Source organism: Telmatospirillum siberiense, assembly GCF_002845745.1.
Classification (GTDB): Bacteria; Pseudomonadota; Alphaproteobacteria; order Rhodospirillales; family Magnetospirillaceae; genus Telmatospirillum; species Telmatospirillum siberiense.
The window spans coordinates 16,982-30,676 of sequence record NZ_PIUM01000001.1 but is presented as its reverse complement, the minus strand read 5'-3'; the positions used below and the strand labels follow the sequence as shown (position 1 = coordinate 30,676).

The 13,695-nt window shown below is 62.8% G+C and carries 16 protein-coding genes; 7 read left to right on the top strand and 9 right to left on the bottom strand.

Annotation, left to right across the window (positions count from 1 at the left end):
* Genes CWS72_RS00165 through CWS72_RS00150 form a run of 4 tightly spaced genes read right to left on the bottom strand, consistent with a single transcriptional unit; the run spans position 1 to position 3,176 of the window.
* Entirely contained in the window at positions 1–1,374 is a 1,374-nt protein-coding gene (locus CWS72_RS00165) for a TrbL/VirB6 family protein (protein WP_101248539.1), read from the bottom strand.
* Positions 1,375–2,709: a TrbL/VirB6 family protein gene (locus CWS72_RS00160; RefSeq protein ID WP_158240440.1), complete on the bottom strand. Its 1,335-nt coding sequence runs from the start codon at positions 2,707–2,709 to the stop codon at positions 1,375–1,377.
* A complete protein-coding gene (locus CWS72_RS27620) occupies positions 2,709–2,933 on the bottom strand; it encodes a hypothetical protein (protein WP_101248537.1) in 225 nt (74 codons plus the stop codon). The genes CWS72_RS00160 and CWS72_RS27620 overlap by 1 nt, the downstream gene beginning before the upstream one ends.
* Positions 2,934–2,936: 3 nt before the next feature.
* Positions 2,937–3,176 (bottom strand): hypothetical protein, encoded by a 240-nt coding sequence (locus CWS72_RS00150; RefSeq protein ID WP_101248536.1) that lies wholly within the window; start codon positions 3,174–3,176, stop codon positions 2,937–2,939.
* A gap of 95 nt (positions 3,177–3,271) precedes the next feature.
* On the opposite strand from CWS72_RS00150, the gene CWS72_RS00145 reads away from it, so the two are divergent.
* Positions 3,272–4,048 carry a lysozyme family protein gene (locus tag CWS72_RS00145; protein WP_101248535.1) on the top strand — a complete coding sequence of 259 codons (777 nt, stop codon included), beginning with the start codon at positions 3,272–3,274 and terminating at the stop codon, positions 4,046–4,048.
* A gap of 53 nt (positions 4,049–4,101) precedes the next feature.
* Here the strand turns inward: CWS72_RS00145 and CWS72_RS00140 are convergent, their stop codons facing one another.
* Entirely contained in the window at positions 4,102–5,208 is a 1,107-nt protein-coding gene (locus CWS72_RS00140; protein WP_101248534.1) for an ATP-dependent 6-phosphofructokinase, read from the bottom strand.
* Between the two features lie 99 nt (positions 5,209–5,307).
* On the opposite strand from CWS72_RS00140, the gene CWS72_RS00135 reads away from it, so the two are divergent.
* On the top strand, positions 5,308–5,514 hold the full coding sequence (locus CWS72_RS00135; protein ID WP_101248533.1) for a YdcH family protein: 207 nt from the start codon (positions 5,308–5,310) through the stop codon (positions 5,512–5,514).
* A 15-nt stretch (positions 5,515–5,529) separates the two neighbouring features.
* On the opposite strand, the gene CWS72_RS00130 is transcribed toward CWS72_RS00135, so the two are convergent.
* Positions 5,530–6,294, bottom strand: a complete 765-nt coding sequence (locus tag CWS72_RS00130; protein ID WP_101248532.1) for a GGDEF domain-containing protein — start codon at positions 6,292–6,294, stop codon at positions 5,530–5,532.
* Positions 6,295–6,472: 178 nt separating this feature from the next.
* Here CWS72_RS00130 and purE point away from each other — a divergent pair, with 178 nt between their 5' ends.
* From purE to CWS72_RS00115, 3 genes are all read left to right on the top strand, one after another.
* Positions 6,473–6,976, top strand: coding sequence for a 5-(carboxyamino)imidazole ribonucleotide mutase (gene purE, locus CWS72_RS00125; protein WP_101248873.1), 504 nt, complete (start codon positions 6,473–6,475; stop codon positions 6,974–6,976).
* Positions 6,966–8,072, top strand: a complete 1,107-nt coding sequence (locus CWS72_RS00120; RefSeq protein ID WP_101248531.1) for a 5-(carboxyamino)imidazole ribonucleotide synthase — start codon at positions 6,966–6,968, stop codon at positions 8,070–8,072. The genes purE and CWS72_RS00120 overlap by 11 nt, the downstream gene beginning before the upstream one ends.
* A 105-nt stretch (positions 8,073–8,177) precedes the next feature.
* Positions 8,178–8,822, top strand: coding sequence for a DedA family protein (locus CWS72_RS00115; RefSeq protein WP_101248530.1), 645 nt, complete (start codon positions 8,178–8,180; stop codon positions 8,820–8,822).
* A 12-nt stretch (positions 8,823–8,834) separates the two neighbouring features.
* Here CWS72_RS00115 and CWS72_RS00110 read toward each other — a convergent pair whose 3' ends face one another.
* A complete protein-coding gene (locus CWS72_RS00110; protein WP_101248529.1) occupies positions 8,835–9,509 on the bottom strand; it encodes a COQ9 family protein in 675 nt (224 codons plus the stop codon).
* Positions 9,506–10,081 (bottom strand): peptide deformylase, encoded by a 576-nt coding sequence (gene def / locus CWS72_RS00105; protein WP_101248528.1) that lies wholly within the window; start codon positions 10,079–10,081, stop codon positions 9,506–9,508. The genes CWS72_RS00110 and def overlap by 4 nt, the downstream gene beginning before the upstream one ends.
* 257 nt (positions 10,082–10,338) lie before the next feature.
* Between def and rpsU the strand changes: the two genes are divergently transcribed.
* Both rpsU and CWS72_RS00095 read left to right on the top strand, forming a co-directional pair.
* Positions 10,339–10,542, top strand: coding sequence for a 30S ribosomal protein S21 (gene rpsU, locus CWS72_RS00100; RefSeq protein ID WP_024079771.1), 204 nt, complete (start codon positions 10,339–10,341; stop codon positions 10,540–10,542).
* 317 nt (positions 10,543–10,859) lie between these two features.
* A complete protein-coding gene (locus CWS72_RS00095) occupies positions 10,860–11,282 on the top strand; it encodes a hypothetical protein (RefSeq protein WP_101248527.1) in 423 nt (140 codons plus the stop codon).
* Between the two features lie 17 nt (positions 11,283–11,299).
* Here CWS72_RS00095 and CWS72_RS00090 read toward each other — a convergent pair whose 3' ends face one another.
* Complete coding sequence (locus CWS72_RS00090) at positions 11,300–13,453, bottom strand: hypothetical protein (RefSeq protein ID WP_101248526.1); 2,154 nt, start codon at positions 13,451–13,453, stop codon at positions 11,300–11,302.
* Positions 13,454–13,695: the final 242 nt, after the last annotated feature.

Sequence of the window (13,695 nt, the reverse complement as noted above, 5' to 3'; positions counted from 1 at the left end):
TTAAGCTCCCCTCCCCTCCCCTCTCCCGGCGGCGAGCCCGCTCACTTTTTCCGCCAATGAGGACTCTCGGAGTGACACCCCGTCGCGCCCCGTCATCCGCTTTATCGCCTTGCCGATGGCTTGCCGCACCGGCCCTGTCGCCGCGCGCGCCAAGTGCGACGCCCCCCTGGCTGGATAGGCCAGGGGAATCTGGACCACTTGCCACCCCAGGCGCACCGTTTTCACCGCGACCGTTACGCCACCCCCCGCCATTTCGGCAAGGGCCGCCGTGGCCCCGGTGAAATTTCCGGCCGAAACCCCGCATAACGCCGAGGCCATATCCGCGGCGGCGCGAATCATGAAAAGCGCCATGACTCCCATTCCCAACATCGTCCAATAGGACCGCTGGGCCAGACTTAGTTGCAGACGGCCCGCCTCCAGCGCGGCGATCAATTCCGGCCAACCGGCGGGGGGCACCCCGTCGGAGGTGGGAAGAGTGGCATAGATGCCGGCAAGCCCCTGGACCGCCAATCCGGTGGCCACCGCGGAAAAAACCATGGTCAGCGCCACCTGGATCAAGCCCCACAACGCCTTCTCGGTCATTTTTCGCGTCGGAGAAAACAGCGAAAAGGCCGCGGCGAAGGGCGCCAGGATGGTGATGATCGCGGCCCGTAGCACCGCATCCAGAAAAAAAAGGGGAAACATCAGAAAGCCGAAGGCATAAACCAACGCCATCAGCACGCCGGAGAGCATCTGCAGAATCTGGGCCGGCCACGACCAGAACTTCAAGAAGTCGAGCCAGCTATGCCAGGCCGCCCCCATGATCATGGCGACGCCGGTCAACATTCCCCGGGTGAAAACGTCCTGGATCAGCGAAAGCGGACAGCGCATCCCGTCGAGGGCCGCTTCCGCCCCGGCAATGCCGGGCGCGATGGAGACCACGGGGCATGACTGCCCCGTGGACAGGGAAAGCAGCAAAACCGCCAGGGAGGTTCCGGTCGAAAAAACCGGCATGAACAAATAGTCCCAGAGCAGTTGACTGCTTTGCAGGAAGCCGAGGACCAGGGCCAATGCCGCCAGCTTGCGGGCTCCGCGGTTTCCCAGGGCGGCGGGAGCCTCCCCGGGTCCGAAAGGCAGGAAAATCCGCCCGGCCAGAAAAAGCAGCCAAAGCGCCATCAGCATTCCCAGCAAGGAGGCGAGTTGTCCGGCGACGGCATCGAAGGTCTGCTGCGCGAGGTCGAGGCCAATCGTTCCCGACTGTAAAAGCACGTCGCAGGCCCAGCATCCCCCAGCCAGACGACCGTAAAGATCCTCCACATCGCTCGCCATGGCCGGCGCGGACCACGACAGCACGGCGATCAGCCAACCGACGCTCCGCACCGACGGCCCCGTCATTCAGGCGCCTCCCGCCGTCCCGCCGTCCCCGCTTCCCGACACCTTTCCCGCCATCGTACCGCCGGAAACCCGGCCGCCGCCGCCGAGCCGCATCACCTGCCTGACGGAACTTCCGCCCAGTTGCGCCGCGCCATTGATGCCCTGCGCCACACCGGCGAGCGTTCCGGAAAAATCAGACCCGCCGGCGCCGGTGAATTCCGCCGCCATCCTGTTGGCCTGACGCAACATGAAGATGAGAATGACGCCCACCCCCAGCAATTGGTAGAAGGCCATGGTCCGCAGATCGATGTAGAAGTCGGCGCCCTCCGGGGTTTTCTGATTTTCCAATATTTGAATGAGCGTACTCCAGTCGCGGGCCCCCGCGGCGGCGCCATCGACTTTCAAATTGCTGAAGACGTAAGCCAGCGTCGCCTTGCCGATTCCACCGACGATCGAGGTAAAGACCAAAGTCAGGGCGGCATGCGCGACCTGCCATACGACCTTCTGCGCGAAGGAGCGGGTCGGTTCGAACAGCGAGGCCGCGAGGGCGAGCGGAGCGATGGTGGTCATGATGGTGACCCGCATCAGCACGTCGATCAAAAAAATGGGAAACATGAGAAGACCGTAGAAATAGACCCCGATCAGCAGCAATCCCCCGATGATCGAGGAAAGGGCGGTCAGATAGTGTTCCTGTTTGATCGCGCCGACGACCTGGGCGATGCCGATCAGCATCCCCTTGCCGAACTGGCTTTGAATGGTCGCCAACGGACAGTTCATTTGGGCCATGACGGCAAGGGCCCCGTCGACCCCCTCGCCGCCGCCGGAGCCGTTATCCGAGCAATAGGCTTGAGCCGCCGAAGCGTTCGTGCCGGATGGTCCGGTTTCCGAGGTCCCGCTGGCGACCTCGAAGGCATCGCTCAAGGTCACGATGGTTTTCGAAAAAGCCATGCCCGACGACATCACGGGCAGAAATAAATAACTCCAGAAAGCCTGGCTTCCCTGAAGGAAGGCGAGCACCACGGCGAATTGCAGAAGCTTTTTCGCGCCCTTGTTCCAAAGAGCGCCCGCCCCCCCTTCGATACCGAAGGGCATGAACATCCGGCCGGCGAAGAACAGAAGCCAGATCGCCATCAGAATGCCCAGCAAATTGACCGTCTGGCCGGCCAAGGCGGTGAAGGCCTGTTCCGAAAAGCCCAGGCCGACCTTGACGATCTGCCCGAGACTGTCGCAAGACCAGCAACTCGACATGATGTTGGTGGCCCAGTCGAGGACGTCCCCGGCCCGGGCCGGGGAGGCCGTCGCGACGAGCGGGACGCCGAGCGCCAGGCTGCGGATAGTCGCCCCGCGTCTCCCCATCAACGGCTCCTCCGCCAGTAAGCATAGCCGCCCACGGAAAATCCCACCGCGACCAAGACCCAAAGGAACAGGTGCCAGAACCGGCTGCCGAACAGCAGGCCGTGCCAGAACAATCCGTCGCTGGCGACCAGGATGACCGAGCCGGCAAGGAGGGGCCACCGCCACCTGGAGGCAACGAGGAAGGGCGGGATATCTGCGAAATCCTCGGCGTTTTTGGCGTCCATGGCTCAGGCGCCCAGGATCCGCTCGGCGAACAGCCGCAGCGACTGCTGGGTGACCAGCACATCGCATCGACCGCGCAGCACGGCAACCACCTCGAACTCCCCATGTTCGGACAAATCCGCCGTATGGCGAAGCGCCGCCACATGGGGATCCCCGCTGGCGGCGTCATAGGGGAGCACCGCGATGGTGGTCTCCCCCGTGTCATCGTAGCGCCCGATGATCGTGTAGCAGTCGGAAGCCGTCATATCGTCCCTGTCAGCCAAAACCTCGACCCGACGATATTACCGCGATCCCCATTTTGACGCTAGACCGATTTCTCCATTTTGGATACATTTGTCACATGAACGCCGCAAGCCTCATGCGACAAGCGCCCAACCAGGACGGCCGGACAGGTTCGCCGAAACACGCCACCGGACGGTGGCGTCACGCCCTCTCCGCGGCGCTCCTGATGGCGGCCGCCTGCGCGGCGGGCCTCCCGGCGCGGGCCGCCGTGGTCGGTTGGGAGGAGGGCTGCCTTCCCTTCATTCCGCCGGCTGAACGGTATTACCATCTCCCACCCGGCCTGCTTCAGGCGATCGCCCTCACCGAAAGCGGGCAGGAGGGAGCACCTTATCCGTGGGCTCTCAACATCGCCGGCCAACCGGTCATCGCCCCATCCTACCAGGCGGCGGCCGGCCATCTGCGCGACGCGGAAGGACGGCCGCGACGCGATATCGCCGTCGGCTGCATGCAGATCCACATGCAATATCACCTGGATCGCTTCATCGAGCCCGAATGGGCGCTGCACCCACGTTACAACGTGTGGTACGCGGCCCTTTACCTCGATACGCTGCGTCGCCAATATGGAGACATGGCATCGGCCATCGCCCATTATCACGGGTCCGATCCGATCGCCCAGCGGGACTATTTATGCCGTGTCTCGGCCCATCTTGCCAATACCGCGCCGGCAACCCGAGAATCCCTCGGACTGGCCATCTGCGAGCGGGTGGCCATCCACGAGAGAACCGGAACCAACGGCCTGGCGGTTGCGACGTCCGTCCGCCGGCGCGTGACGGCGGACATGATGGCGGCGCGGCGCGTCGGTCGCATCATTGTACTGGGAAGCGACCGCCCCTGATCCCTTACGGGCACCTTCGGCTCCGGCAGCGTGACCGTCGCCGGAGGACGAGGTCAGCCGTCGACTTCCTCCGGAACCTCTCCCACATAGATCCCAAGACCACGGGCGGTATGAACCACCGGACCGGTGGGATCGACGCTGCGGGCGCTGCCGACCACCTTGGAGATCGGTACGTCGATGACCCCGCGATCCTGCCAGGCGACCATTCTGTTGAACTTGCCCTTGGCCACCAGATCGACGGCGTGCACGCCGAACGTCGAAGCCAGCAGACGATCCTGCATGGAAGGCTGTCCGCCCCGCTGCACATGGCCCAGCACGGTGACCCGCACCTCCGCCTTGACCCGTTCGGCGATACGGCCGGACAGGTAATGGCCGATGCCGCCATAACGGGCCTGATTGCCGCTCCACGCCACGGTGAGCGGCGCCCCGTCCTCCGTCTTGCAGCCTTCGGCGATGACGACCAGCACATGACTGCGCCCCTCGCGGCTGACCGCTTCGATCCGCTTCACGATGCCGTCCATACTGTAAGGAATTTCCGGAATGAGAATGACGTCGGCGCCACCGGCAATTCCTCCGGACAGGGCGATATGACCGGCATCCCGTCCCATCACCTCGAGAATCATCACCCGGTGATGGCTGGCCGCAGTCGGCTGCAACCGATCGAGGGCGTCGACGACGACATTGACCGCCGTCGAGAAGCCGATGGCGAATTCCGTCTGATGAACGTCGTTGTCGATGGTCTTGGGGATACCCACCATGGGCACCCCGCCCTGCTTGCACAGTTTGTCGAGAATCTTCAAGGATCCGTCGCCACCGATGACGATCAGGGCATCGAGACCCAGCATGTGAAATCCCTCGACGAAATCGCCGGAGCGATCCTTGAGCGAACCATCGGGCATCGGAAAGGCGAAGGGATCACCTTTATTCGTGGTACCCAACATGGTTCCACCCATCCGCAGCAGATCGCCCTTGAACAGGTCGGGGGACAATTCCTGGCATTCGATCGGACGGTTCATCAGACCCAGCGTACCGTCCTTGATTCCGTGCACCGTCCAGCCGTAACTATAGACCGCGCGATGAGCAACCGCGCGGATCGCCGCGTTCAACCCGGCGCAATCGCCGCCGCTGGTCAGGATTCCGAGCCGATGAACTTTTGACATGGACAATATCCTATCGGTTTCGTCTGGGCGCCCAAACATGGCATACCGTTTTCCCCGACGTTCTGCTAGTGTCAATCCGGTGTGCGACGGGCAGCGGAAATGATCGACGATAACACGGACGAATTAAGACGCCGATTAGAGGATCTGCGAACCGAGCATCGCGACCTCGATGAGGTCATACAGCGGCTTTCCGCCGGCATGACGGTCAACCAACTGCAGGTCGGGCGGTTGAAGAAGCGGAAACTTCTGCTCAAAGACCAGATCACCCGGCTGGAAAACGCCCTGGTTCCTGACATCATCGCCTGAACGACGCAATTCGGTTCAGATGTTTTCTCCCTCGGCCTCGGTGTCGATGGGCGCTCCATCCGGCTGGGCGACACCCCGCCGGACCGCGTCCGCCAGGTTCAGCGTCTCCTCGGCCGAGCGTTCCGAATGAAAATGGGCCAACCCAAAGGCAACCGGGAAAGAAAACGGCTCGCCCTCCCATTGCACCGGCAGGGCGGCCAGCAAGTCGGCCAGGGCGCGCGCCTTGTCGGCGGCCGCCTGCGGAGCGGCCAGCGCCAGGGCGACGGCAAAATCGCCACCGTCCAAATAGGCCAGGAGATCCGTCTGACGAAGCTCCCCCCGCATGACCTGCGCCACCTGCAGGAGAGCCGCGTCGCTGGCGGCCAGACCATGCCTATCGCGTAATTTCTCGATTCCCCCGACATGGATGTAAAGCAGGGATCCGGAAATTTCCGCCTGTTCGGTGGCGACCAGCATGGGCCCAAGGGCGCGCAGCAACGCGCGACGGTTCAAGACCGGCAGAACCGGATGGCGATCAGCCTCTTCCCCCAAAAAAATCTCATAATGGCGCGCCAGATCCACTTCGTGGCGCAACCGCTCCACTTCGTCGACGAGAGCGGCGATGGACTGTTCGGCCGATTGGGGAAACATTCCATTCGGCGCCCCCAGGACGTCATCCTCCGTACTTCGACGAACCGGCGCCGCCGGCGGTGACCGCCGCCCCGCCGGATAACCGGTCTGGCGGCCGCCGGAATTGCTCCGATCCGCCGGAATGCGTGCCGCTGACCCGATATCATCCATCCGCGCACCTAAACCCGGACAACGAGATTAGCGCGTGAACTTTATCACGCCGAAAGCGATTTTTCCATGAAACGCGCGCCCGACCAGGCTCATCAGAGCTTCACTTGCGTTCGACCGGCCGGCTCCTATAATGCCGCCTTTCCCGCGCACGCTCATGGTTTCTTGAGGACGGATGGAAATGGCAGAGGCTCTTGTCGGCATCATCATGGGCAGCCAGTCGGACTGGCCGACGATGCGGCATGCCGCCGAAACACTCGAGGCCCTGGGCGTCACCTTCGAAACTCGTATCGTTTCAGCCCACCGCACCCCCGACCGCCTTTGCGACTACGCGAAGAGCGCGCGTGATCGCGGCATCAAGGTGATCATCGCCGGAGCCGGCGGCGCCGCCCATCTCCCCGGCATGACCGCCGCCATGACGCCGCTTCCGGTCTTCGGCGTCCCGATCGAGAGCAAGGCGTTGAAGGGAATGGACAGCCTGCTGTCGATCGCCCAGATGCCGGGCGGCATCCCGGTCGGCACGCTGGCCATCGGCAAATCCGGAGCCATCAACGGCGGATTGTTGGCCGCCGCGGTCTTGGCCCTGACCGACCCCGCTCTCGCGCGGCGCCTGGATGCCTGGCGGTCCCGTCAGACAGCGTCGGTGGCCGAAATCCCCAGTGACGACGAGACCCATGTCGGTTGATCGGCCAAGCGTGATCCCCCCGGGAGCGACCATCGGCATCATCGGCGGTGGTCAGCTTGGGCGCATGACGGCCCTGGCCGCCGCCCGCCTGGGCTATCGCTGCCACGTTTTCTGCCCCGAGGCCGACTGCCCGGCATCCCATGTGGCTACGGCCACCGTCGCGGCCTACGAGGACCGCGAGGCATTGGCGCGTTTTGCCGAGCTTGTCGATGTGGTGACTTTCGAATTCGAGAACATTCCGGCGGAAAGCGTGCGCGTGCTTTCACAGAGGGTGACGGTCCGCCCGGGATGGCGCGTGCTGGAAACGGCGCAGGACCGCGTCGTCGAGAAATCGTTCTTCAACGCCATCGGTGTCGAGACGGCCGGCTGGCGCCCGGTCGCCGACCGGACGGATCTTGAGCGTGCCGTCGCGGAGTTGGGACGGCCTTCCGTGCTGAAAACCGCGCGTTTCGGATATGACGGAAAAGGCCAGGTCAAAATCGACGCCACCACGTCGCTCGACGAGGCCTGGGCCGAGATGAAAGGCGTCCCGGCCATCCTGGAAAGTTTCGTCGGTTTCGAACGGGAGGCTTCGGTCATCGTCGCCCGTGGCGCCGATGGAACCGCACGCTGTTTCGACGTCGTCGAAAATCGTCACCGCAATCATATCCTCGATCAGACGATCGCGCCGGCTCCGGTAACGCCCGCCCTCGCCCTCCGGGCCGAGGAGATCGCATTGCGGACAGCCGAGAAATTGGAACTGGTCGGACTGCTCGCCGTCGAACTCTTCGTCACGCCCGATGGGCGGCTGCTGGCCAACGAGATGGCGCCGCGCCCACACAACTCGGGGCATTGGACGATGGACGCCTGCGCCACCGATCAGTTTGAACAACTTGTGCGTGCGGTCTGCGGATTGCCGCTCGGCAGTACGGAGCGCCATTTGGATGCAGTCATGACAAATTTGATTGGAGACGATATCAATCAATGGTTGTCAATTCTAAGTGAACCCGACGCGCATCTGCATCTGTACGGCAAGCGGGAAGCAAGAACCGGCCGAAAAATGGGCCATGTGACACGGGTATTTTCCCGTAACGACGAAGCGGGTGGGAAAAACTGAAAGTTTCGCGCCAAAACCGTCCTCGCTACAAATCTTTCATTGACGCCTGCCTGGGTTTGCGGGGATTTTGTGCCCCACGCTCTTCCGCAGGCTCCAAACTGGGTCATGTCATTGGAACAATGGATCGTTGATTTCGCCAATAATTATGGCCCGCTGATCTACCTTGTGATCCTGGTCTGGACCTTTCTCGAGGGGGAAACGGTCGTTCTGGTCACCGGCGCGCTCATCTCGGGCGGCGCCGTGCATCTGAATGTCTGGCTTTTGGCCCTATTCGCTTTCCTGGGCAGCTTCGGGGGCGATCAGGCGTGGTTCTATATCGGCCGCACCTACGGCACCCCCCTGCTCAAGCGATGGCCGAACATGGCCCGCAAGGTGGAATTCGCCTTCACCCTGCTGCGCCGCCAGGAAAATCTCTTCATTTTGTCTTTCCGGTTCATATACGGCTTGCGCAATATCAGCCCCTTCATCATCGGCATGACCGGGGTGTCCCGGGCGAAATTCTTCACCCTCAATTTGATTGCCGCCGTGGTCTGGGCCAATGCCTTCGCCTGGGGCGGCTATACCCTGGGCAAGGTCCTGGAGACCTATCTCGGAGAATCCTCGCAGGCGGCCCTCGCCGTGCTGGTGGCCGTCATCTTGTGCGTCACCGTGATCAACTGGCTGCGCCAACGGCGCAAGAACAGGGCCCGGGACGCCGCAGCAGACGCGGCCGCCAAAGTCGCCGAGCAGGAAACCGCCGACGGAAAGTGATTTCCGGAAGCCTCAGACCTGACGAATCCCGAAACGGCGTTTTTCACCGGCCCTGGTCAGAAACAGGCGCACCGGATTAGGCAATTGGCCAAGCCGCTTTTCCACCGTCGTCCGTAAACGGGTCACTTTCAGGGCGTCCGCCAGACGACGGTCGAGGAAAGCCCAACTGTCGGCGAAATCCTCGGAATCGTCCTGCAACCAGTAAAGAAGGGTCCCCGTATAGACGGCGGCGACCGTCGCCCGCTTGGTGTAGTAGCTGAAATCGGTCGCGGCATCGCCGGAGGCGTACCAGATCGTATCGGCGGTACGCCAACTCGAACGCGCCGCGATATGCCCGTGCGTCGGCAAGGTCAGGAAGGTCACGGCGCGCCGCACGGATTCGCGATGCCCGGCCCAGGCCTCGATCCTTTGACGGATCAGCCAACGGATCCGTTCGGAACGACGCATTCCCGCCAAGTCGTTCGCGGCCGCAACCTCCAACAATCGGCGATCGGCCAAATCGGTGAAGTGATCGATGGCCTCGAGCGCGCCCCCCGGAAACAACCGCTCGGCGATCGTCGGGTCGAGGGCCAGATCTTTCGCAGCCTCCTGCAAGGCCCGCGGGCTCCAGCCCTCGAAGGGGACTTGGTCCAAAGTCGCCAACACCAGCTGATCCCGAAGATCACGCCACTTTTCCGCGTTGCTCATGCATCCTCTCCCATGGCGCTCGGCGCCGTCTCCGGCTGCTCCACTTCCCGTGCCGCCTCAATCTGCCGCCGCAATTCGTCCGCAAAGGCCAGGCTGCTCATATCGCGCATGCGCGATAGATAAAGCCGCCCCCACAGATGATCGCATTCATGTTGAATGACACGGGCATGAAATCCCGAAACCTCGCGCTCGATCGGTTTTCCGTCGTTCCCCAGGCCACGATAACCGATGGTCCGCCAGCGCGGCACCCGGCCGGTCAAACCCGGCACCGACAAACATCCCTCGTAAGCCTCGTCCGTCGCATCGCCCAATGGCTCGATCTGCGGATTGATGAGAACTGTCGGCGGAAAACCAATTCCATCCGCCGTCCGCTCGGCGGGAACCGAAAAGATGACCAACTGCAAGGACCGCCCCACCTGCGGCGCGGCCAGCCCGACACCGTTGGCGGCGGTCATGGTCTCCAACATATCCGCGACGAGGGCGGCAATGGCAGGATCGCCCGGATCCTCCACCGGAGACGCCAACCTGGCCAGCACGGGGTTTCCCATCAGGGCGATATCGAGTGTAGGCATAAGCGTCAATATGGGCGGAGGCGCTTGCCGGGTAAAGTCCCGCGTAGAAAGCCACCGACGGCAATTTGAAGGGCGGCGCCCGCAGGAACATCGGAAAGCACAAAGAATCACGAGTTCGCGCTTTCCAAGCCAAGTGGCTTATGTTATGTAACCTCCCTTCGCGCGACAAGCTCGTCGTTCGAACCGAATTTTGCCCGGGACGGCTTTCTGCCGTCCCTCGCATTTTAGATCAAAGCTTAGAGGAGCGGTGGCGCAACGTGCAGGTTCTCGTTCGTGACAATAACGTCGATCAAGCCCTGAAGGCCCTCAAGAAGAAGATGCAGCGTGAGGGGGTCTTCCGCGAAATGAAATTGCGGCGCAACTACGAGAAGCCCTCGGAGAAGCGTGCGCGCGAGAAGGCCGAGGCTGTTCGGCGTGCCCGCAAACTGGAGCGCAAGCGTCTGGAGCGTGAAGGCTTCTAAAGCCTCCTCTTCAGAGGAATCGCAAAAAGCGCCGCGCCTTTCTTTCAGGTGCCGGCGCTTTTGGCGTTTATGATTCCTCCCCACTCCCGTTCAAAGACACCAAGGCCCGCCGGGCAAATCGCCCCGGAGTCCCTAGAGCAGTTCGCGCTTCGCTCGAACTGCTCTAGGTTTGCGTGACGCTGAAAAAACTCCGTTTTTTAAATTGCTCAAACGCCGCTCGGGCTAACGAGCGCGCGTCAATCTAAACACAACGCGCTCTGAAGGCCGATTGCGCCGCACCTTCGACTGCCCTATGTCTTTGATCTAAGGAGGTGGACATGACCCTTTCGATTCCGCGCTCCATTTCGCCAGCACCACCGGCATATCGGGCAAAAAGCGTCGTCATCGCCCTGGCGCTAGCCGTCTCCGCCCTTCTCTCCACGCCCGCCCTCGCCCAACATCACGACGGCGGAAGGCATCATGGCGGCGGATGGAACTGGCGGCTGGATTTTGGCCCGTCCTACTGGGGTGGATCGCCCTACTGGGGGCAGCCATACGGATGGGGCGCTCCCTACACCATCTATGAAGCCCCGCCGCCGGTCACTTATGTCTATCCGACGCCACCCGTCGTCGTCGTCCAACCACCCCCGGCACCGGTCGGTTATTGGTATTATTGCGACAATCCGCGCGGCTATTATCCATACGTCCAAAGCTGCGGCGGCACATGGCGACCGGTTCCGATCACGCCTGCGGTCAGATAGGGACCTGGGAATCGGCATCAACCGAGCAGCCACCCGGCCAACCCGAAACGCCAGGCGGCCAAAGCCGCCAGAAGCACGCCCAGCAGGGTGATATAGAGCCCCCAGGGCCTGCGTTTTTCGGCATAGGGGTCGGCCAAAGACCGCTCGGCTCCCTCCGGCAGGCGGGCCATCGAGGTCAGTGATCCGCCGAAGGGAATATTGATGCGCACGCGCGCGTTCACCGCCCATCCGGTGGCGTCGAGGATGGGGGCCAGACTCCGCTGGCGCAATTTCATATAGGCAATGATGACGGAAGGCCCGGAGATCACCAGCAGCAGGCCGGCGGTGGCCAGCGGCATTTGCCACCAGGACATCCGCAGGAAACCGGTGACGACCGTCGCCACGGCGGTACCGATGGCTCCCAGAGCCAAACCGATGGCGGCGAAAATTCCGGCGAAGCGGGCGACGTCGAAAGCCGGCGGTGCCGATGCGGCGGGCGGGGCGACTGAAACCGGCGCCTTGGATGGCGTCGCCGCGGGTGCCGCCGGCGCGGCGGGGGTGACGGCCAACTGCACCACCTGTACGGGGTTCTGAGCCGCGGCGGCGACCTTTCCGATCTGTTCGTTGATCAGCCTCGCCATCTGCTTGTAAGGCGACCAGAAGGCCTGGCGGACGCTGATGGGATGATCGATCAGCTTGACGATGGTGGCATCCCAGTCGCCTCCATCACGGTCATAAAAGACCCCGTTGCGCCCCACCATCAATTGATCGGCGTCGCCGGCGGTGAATGCGGCGGCGATGGATATTTTCTCCCCACCGCCTTTGCGGGTGCAGTCGCAATAAACGAGATAGATCCGCGACAGGCCCGCCAGGACGGCATGACGGCCGGGGTCCTGAACACGAATGCACAAATCGGCGCTGCGCCCGTCGAGGTAAAGCGTGCCCGCCAGAAACACCGCTCCTTTGCGGCGTGTGTAAAAATCCCGGAAGGAAACGAAATTATTGACCAGCCGGTAGAATCCCATCCGCAGCCGGATCAGACGCTCGACCGCATCGATGGCCGCGGCCTCGCCCTCCAAGGCTTCGTCTTCGCCGATCAGCGCGTCGAGAACGGGTTTGGCGCCGGCCGCGCGAATCTCGAGAATGCGGGCGTCACCAAGCACGGCGACCGGTGTCTCCGGTTTTTCCGCCATCCATTCCAACCGCCCGGCATAACGGGAAAGGATGACCTCCCACTCCCCGGCACTCAACCGGTCCCTCTCGCCCAGAAGAGGAAGTACCGCCTCGCGCCGGAAGGCCGATAAAGCATCCGCCCAGGCCGGGTTGACGCCATCTTGCAAAGGCAACATGCCGTCGGCGCTCACCGCCGCCAGCGGCAGCGGTCTCAACATCGCCAAACTGTCGGCCACGCCCTTGTCGGCCAGGGAGGAAAAAGCCTCCGCTCCGGGATTGATCATTACCGCCGCGTCGATGCTGTAGGCGGCCAGGCGGCACCGCAGGAAAAAACCATCAATCTTGTCGCGCACGACCAGCACGGTCTCCGCGGCCGCAGCCGTGCCGTCCAGATCCTTTTCCCGGTCGAGCCAGACCGCATGGCGGACGATGCCGTCATAAAAAACGTCGATTTTCTGCTGATTGATGCCGGGCGCGCCGGAACGGTCGGTTTCCGCCCCCAGACAGACGATGATATCCTTGATCACCGCGCGTGTTCCCGCATCCTCTGCCGTCGCCGCCGGAATCACCCCATCGCCGTTGAACCGGGTGGAAGCAAAAATCCGTTCGGTATCCAAAGTATCGGCGAGAGCGACGGTTTGCGCATCGGGGCGGCCGAGATTGGCCAGGATGCACCGGGCCGAGGCAAGCACACGGGCCCCCTCCGGCGAGGTTCCATCGATGGCCGACAGTCTCAAATCCTCGCCGTCCCGGACCAATTCCTCCGGATCCCCGAGAACGCTCTTCAGCCAGCGAACTTCGGTCAGCAGGTCGGAAGCCCTGACCCGCCCATCATTGTCGCGGTCGAGCATCCGCAAAATCTCGGCATCGAAATAAAGCCCCTCCACCGGACAGGCCAGCGCCACCCAGAGCTTCTGGTCCAGGTCTTCGAGGGCCAGGATGTCGGCCCCGCTTTCGATCCGGGCCTGGTCGAAGCCCCCGGCCCGGAAAAAGCGCCAATGATGCGTGTTCTTGGTCATGTCTCGGCCGGGTCTCCTTCAGCGGTCGAACAATCGACGGAGGACGGGGAAAGGGAAAACCGCGGTCCGCCGAAACGGAACGGGACGGACAATAACAAATCCCGGTGATCGGTTCCGATCACCGAGCCCTCAATCGCCGGGCGGGTTTCTCCGAAACCCTTGGCTTCGCGCCAACGATGGCGCGGGCCCTCAATGGGCCAGACCAAGTCTCGATGAGCATCTCATCGAGACTTGATACAAGT

Bases quoted from the DNA above. Each gene is read 5' to 3' on its own strand.
- CWS72_RS00165 (WP_101248539.1), bottom strand. From the start codon at position 1,374: ATGACGGGGCCGTCGGTGCGGAGCGTCGGTTGGCTGATCGCCGTGCTG.
- CWS72_RS00160 (WP_158240440.1), bottom strand. From the start codon at position 2,709: ATGGGGAGACGCGGGGCGACTATCCGCAGCCTGGCGCTCGGCGTCCCG.
- CWS72_RS27620 (WP_101248537.1), bottom strand. From the start codon at position 2,933: ATGGACGCCAAAAACGCCGAGGATTTCGCAGATATCCCGCCCTTCCTC.
- CWS72_RS00150 (WP_101248536.1), bottom strand. From the start codon at position 3,176: ATGACGGCTTCCGACTGCTACACGATCATCGGGCGCTACGATGACACG.
- CWS72_RS00145 (WP_101248535.1), top strand. From the start codon at position 3,272: ATGAACGCCGCAAGCCTCATGCGACAAGCGCCCAACCAGGACGGCCGG.
- CWS72_RS00140 (WP_101248534.1), bottom strand. From the start codon at position 5,208: ATGTCAAAAGTTCATCGGCTCGGAATCCTGACCAGCGGCGGCGATTGC.
- CWS72_RS00135 (WP_101248533.1), top strand. From the start codon at position 5,308: ATGATCGACGATAACACGGACGAATTAAGACGCCGATTAGAGGATCTG.
- CWS72_RS00130 (WP_101248532.1), bottom strand. From the start codon at position 6,294: ATGGATGATATCGGGTCAGCGGCACGCATTCCGGCGGATCGGAGCAAT.
- purE (WP_101248873.1), top strand. From the start codon at position 6,473: ATGGCAGAGGCTCTTGTCGGCATCATCATGGGCAGCCAGTCGGACTGG.
- CWS72_RS00120 (WP_101248531.1), top strand. From the start codon at position 6,966: ATGTCGGTTGATCGGCCAAGCGTGATCCCCCCGGGAGCGACCATCGGC.
- CWS72_RS00115 (WP_101248530.1), top strand. From the start codon at position 8,178: ATGTCATTGGAACAATGGATCGTTGATTTCGCCAATAATTATGGCCCG.
- CWS72_RS00110 (WP_101248529.1), bottom strand. From the start codon at position 9,509: ATGAGCAACGCGGAAAAGTGGCGTGATCTTCGGGATCAGCTGGTGTTG.
- def (WP_101248528.1), bottom strand. From the start codon at position 10,081: ATGCCTACACTCGATATCGCCCTGATGGGAAACCCCGTGCTGGCCAGG.
- CWS72_RS00095 (WP_101248527.1), top strand. From the start codon at position 10,860: ATGACCCTTTCGATTCCGCGCTCCATTTCGCCAGCACCACCGGCATAT.
- CWS72_RS00090 (WP_101248526.1), bottom strand. From the start codon at position 13,453: ATGACCAAGAACACGCATCATTGGCGCTTTTTCCGGGCCGGGGGCTTC.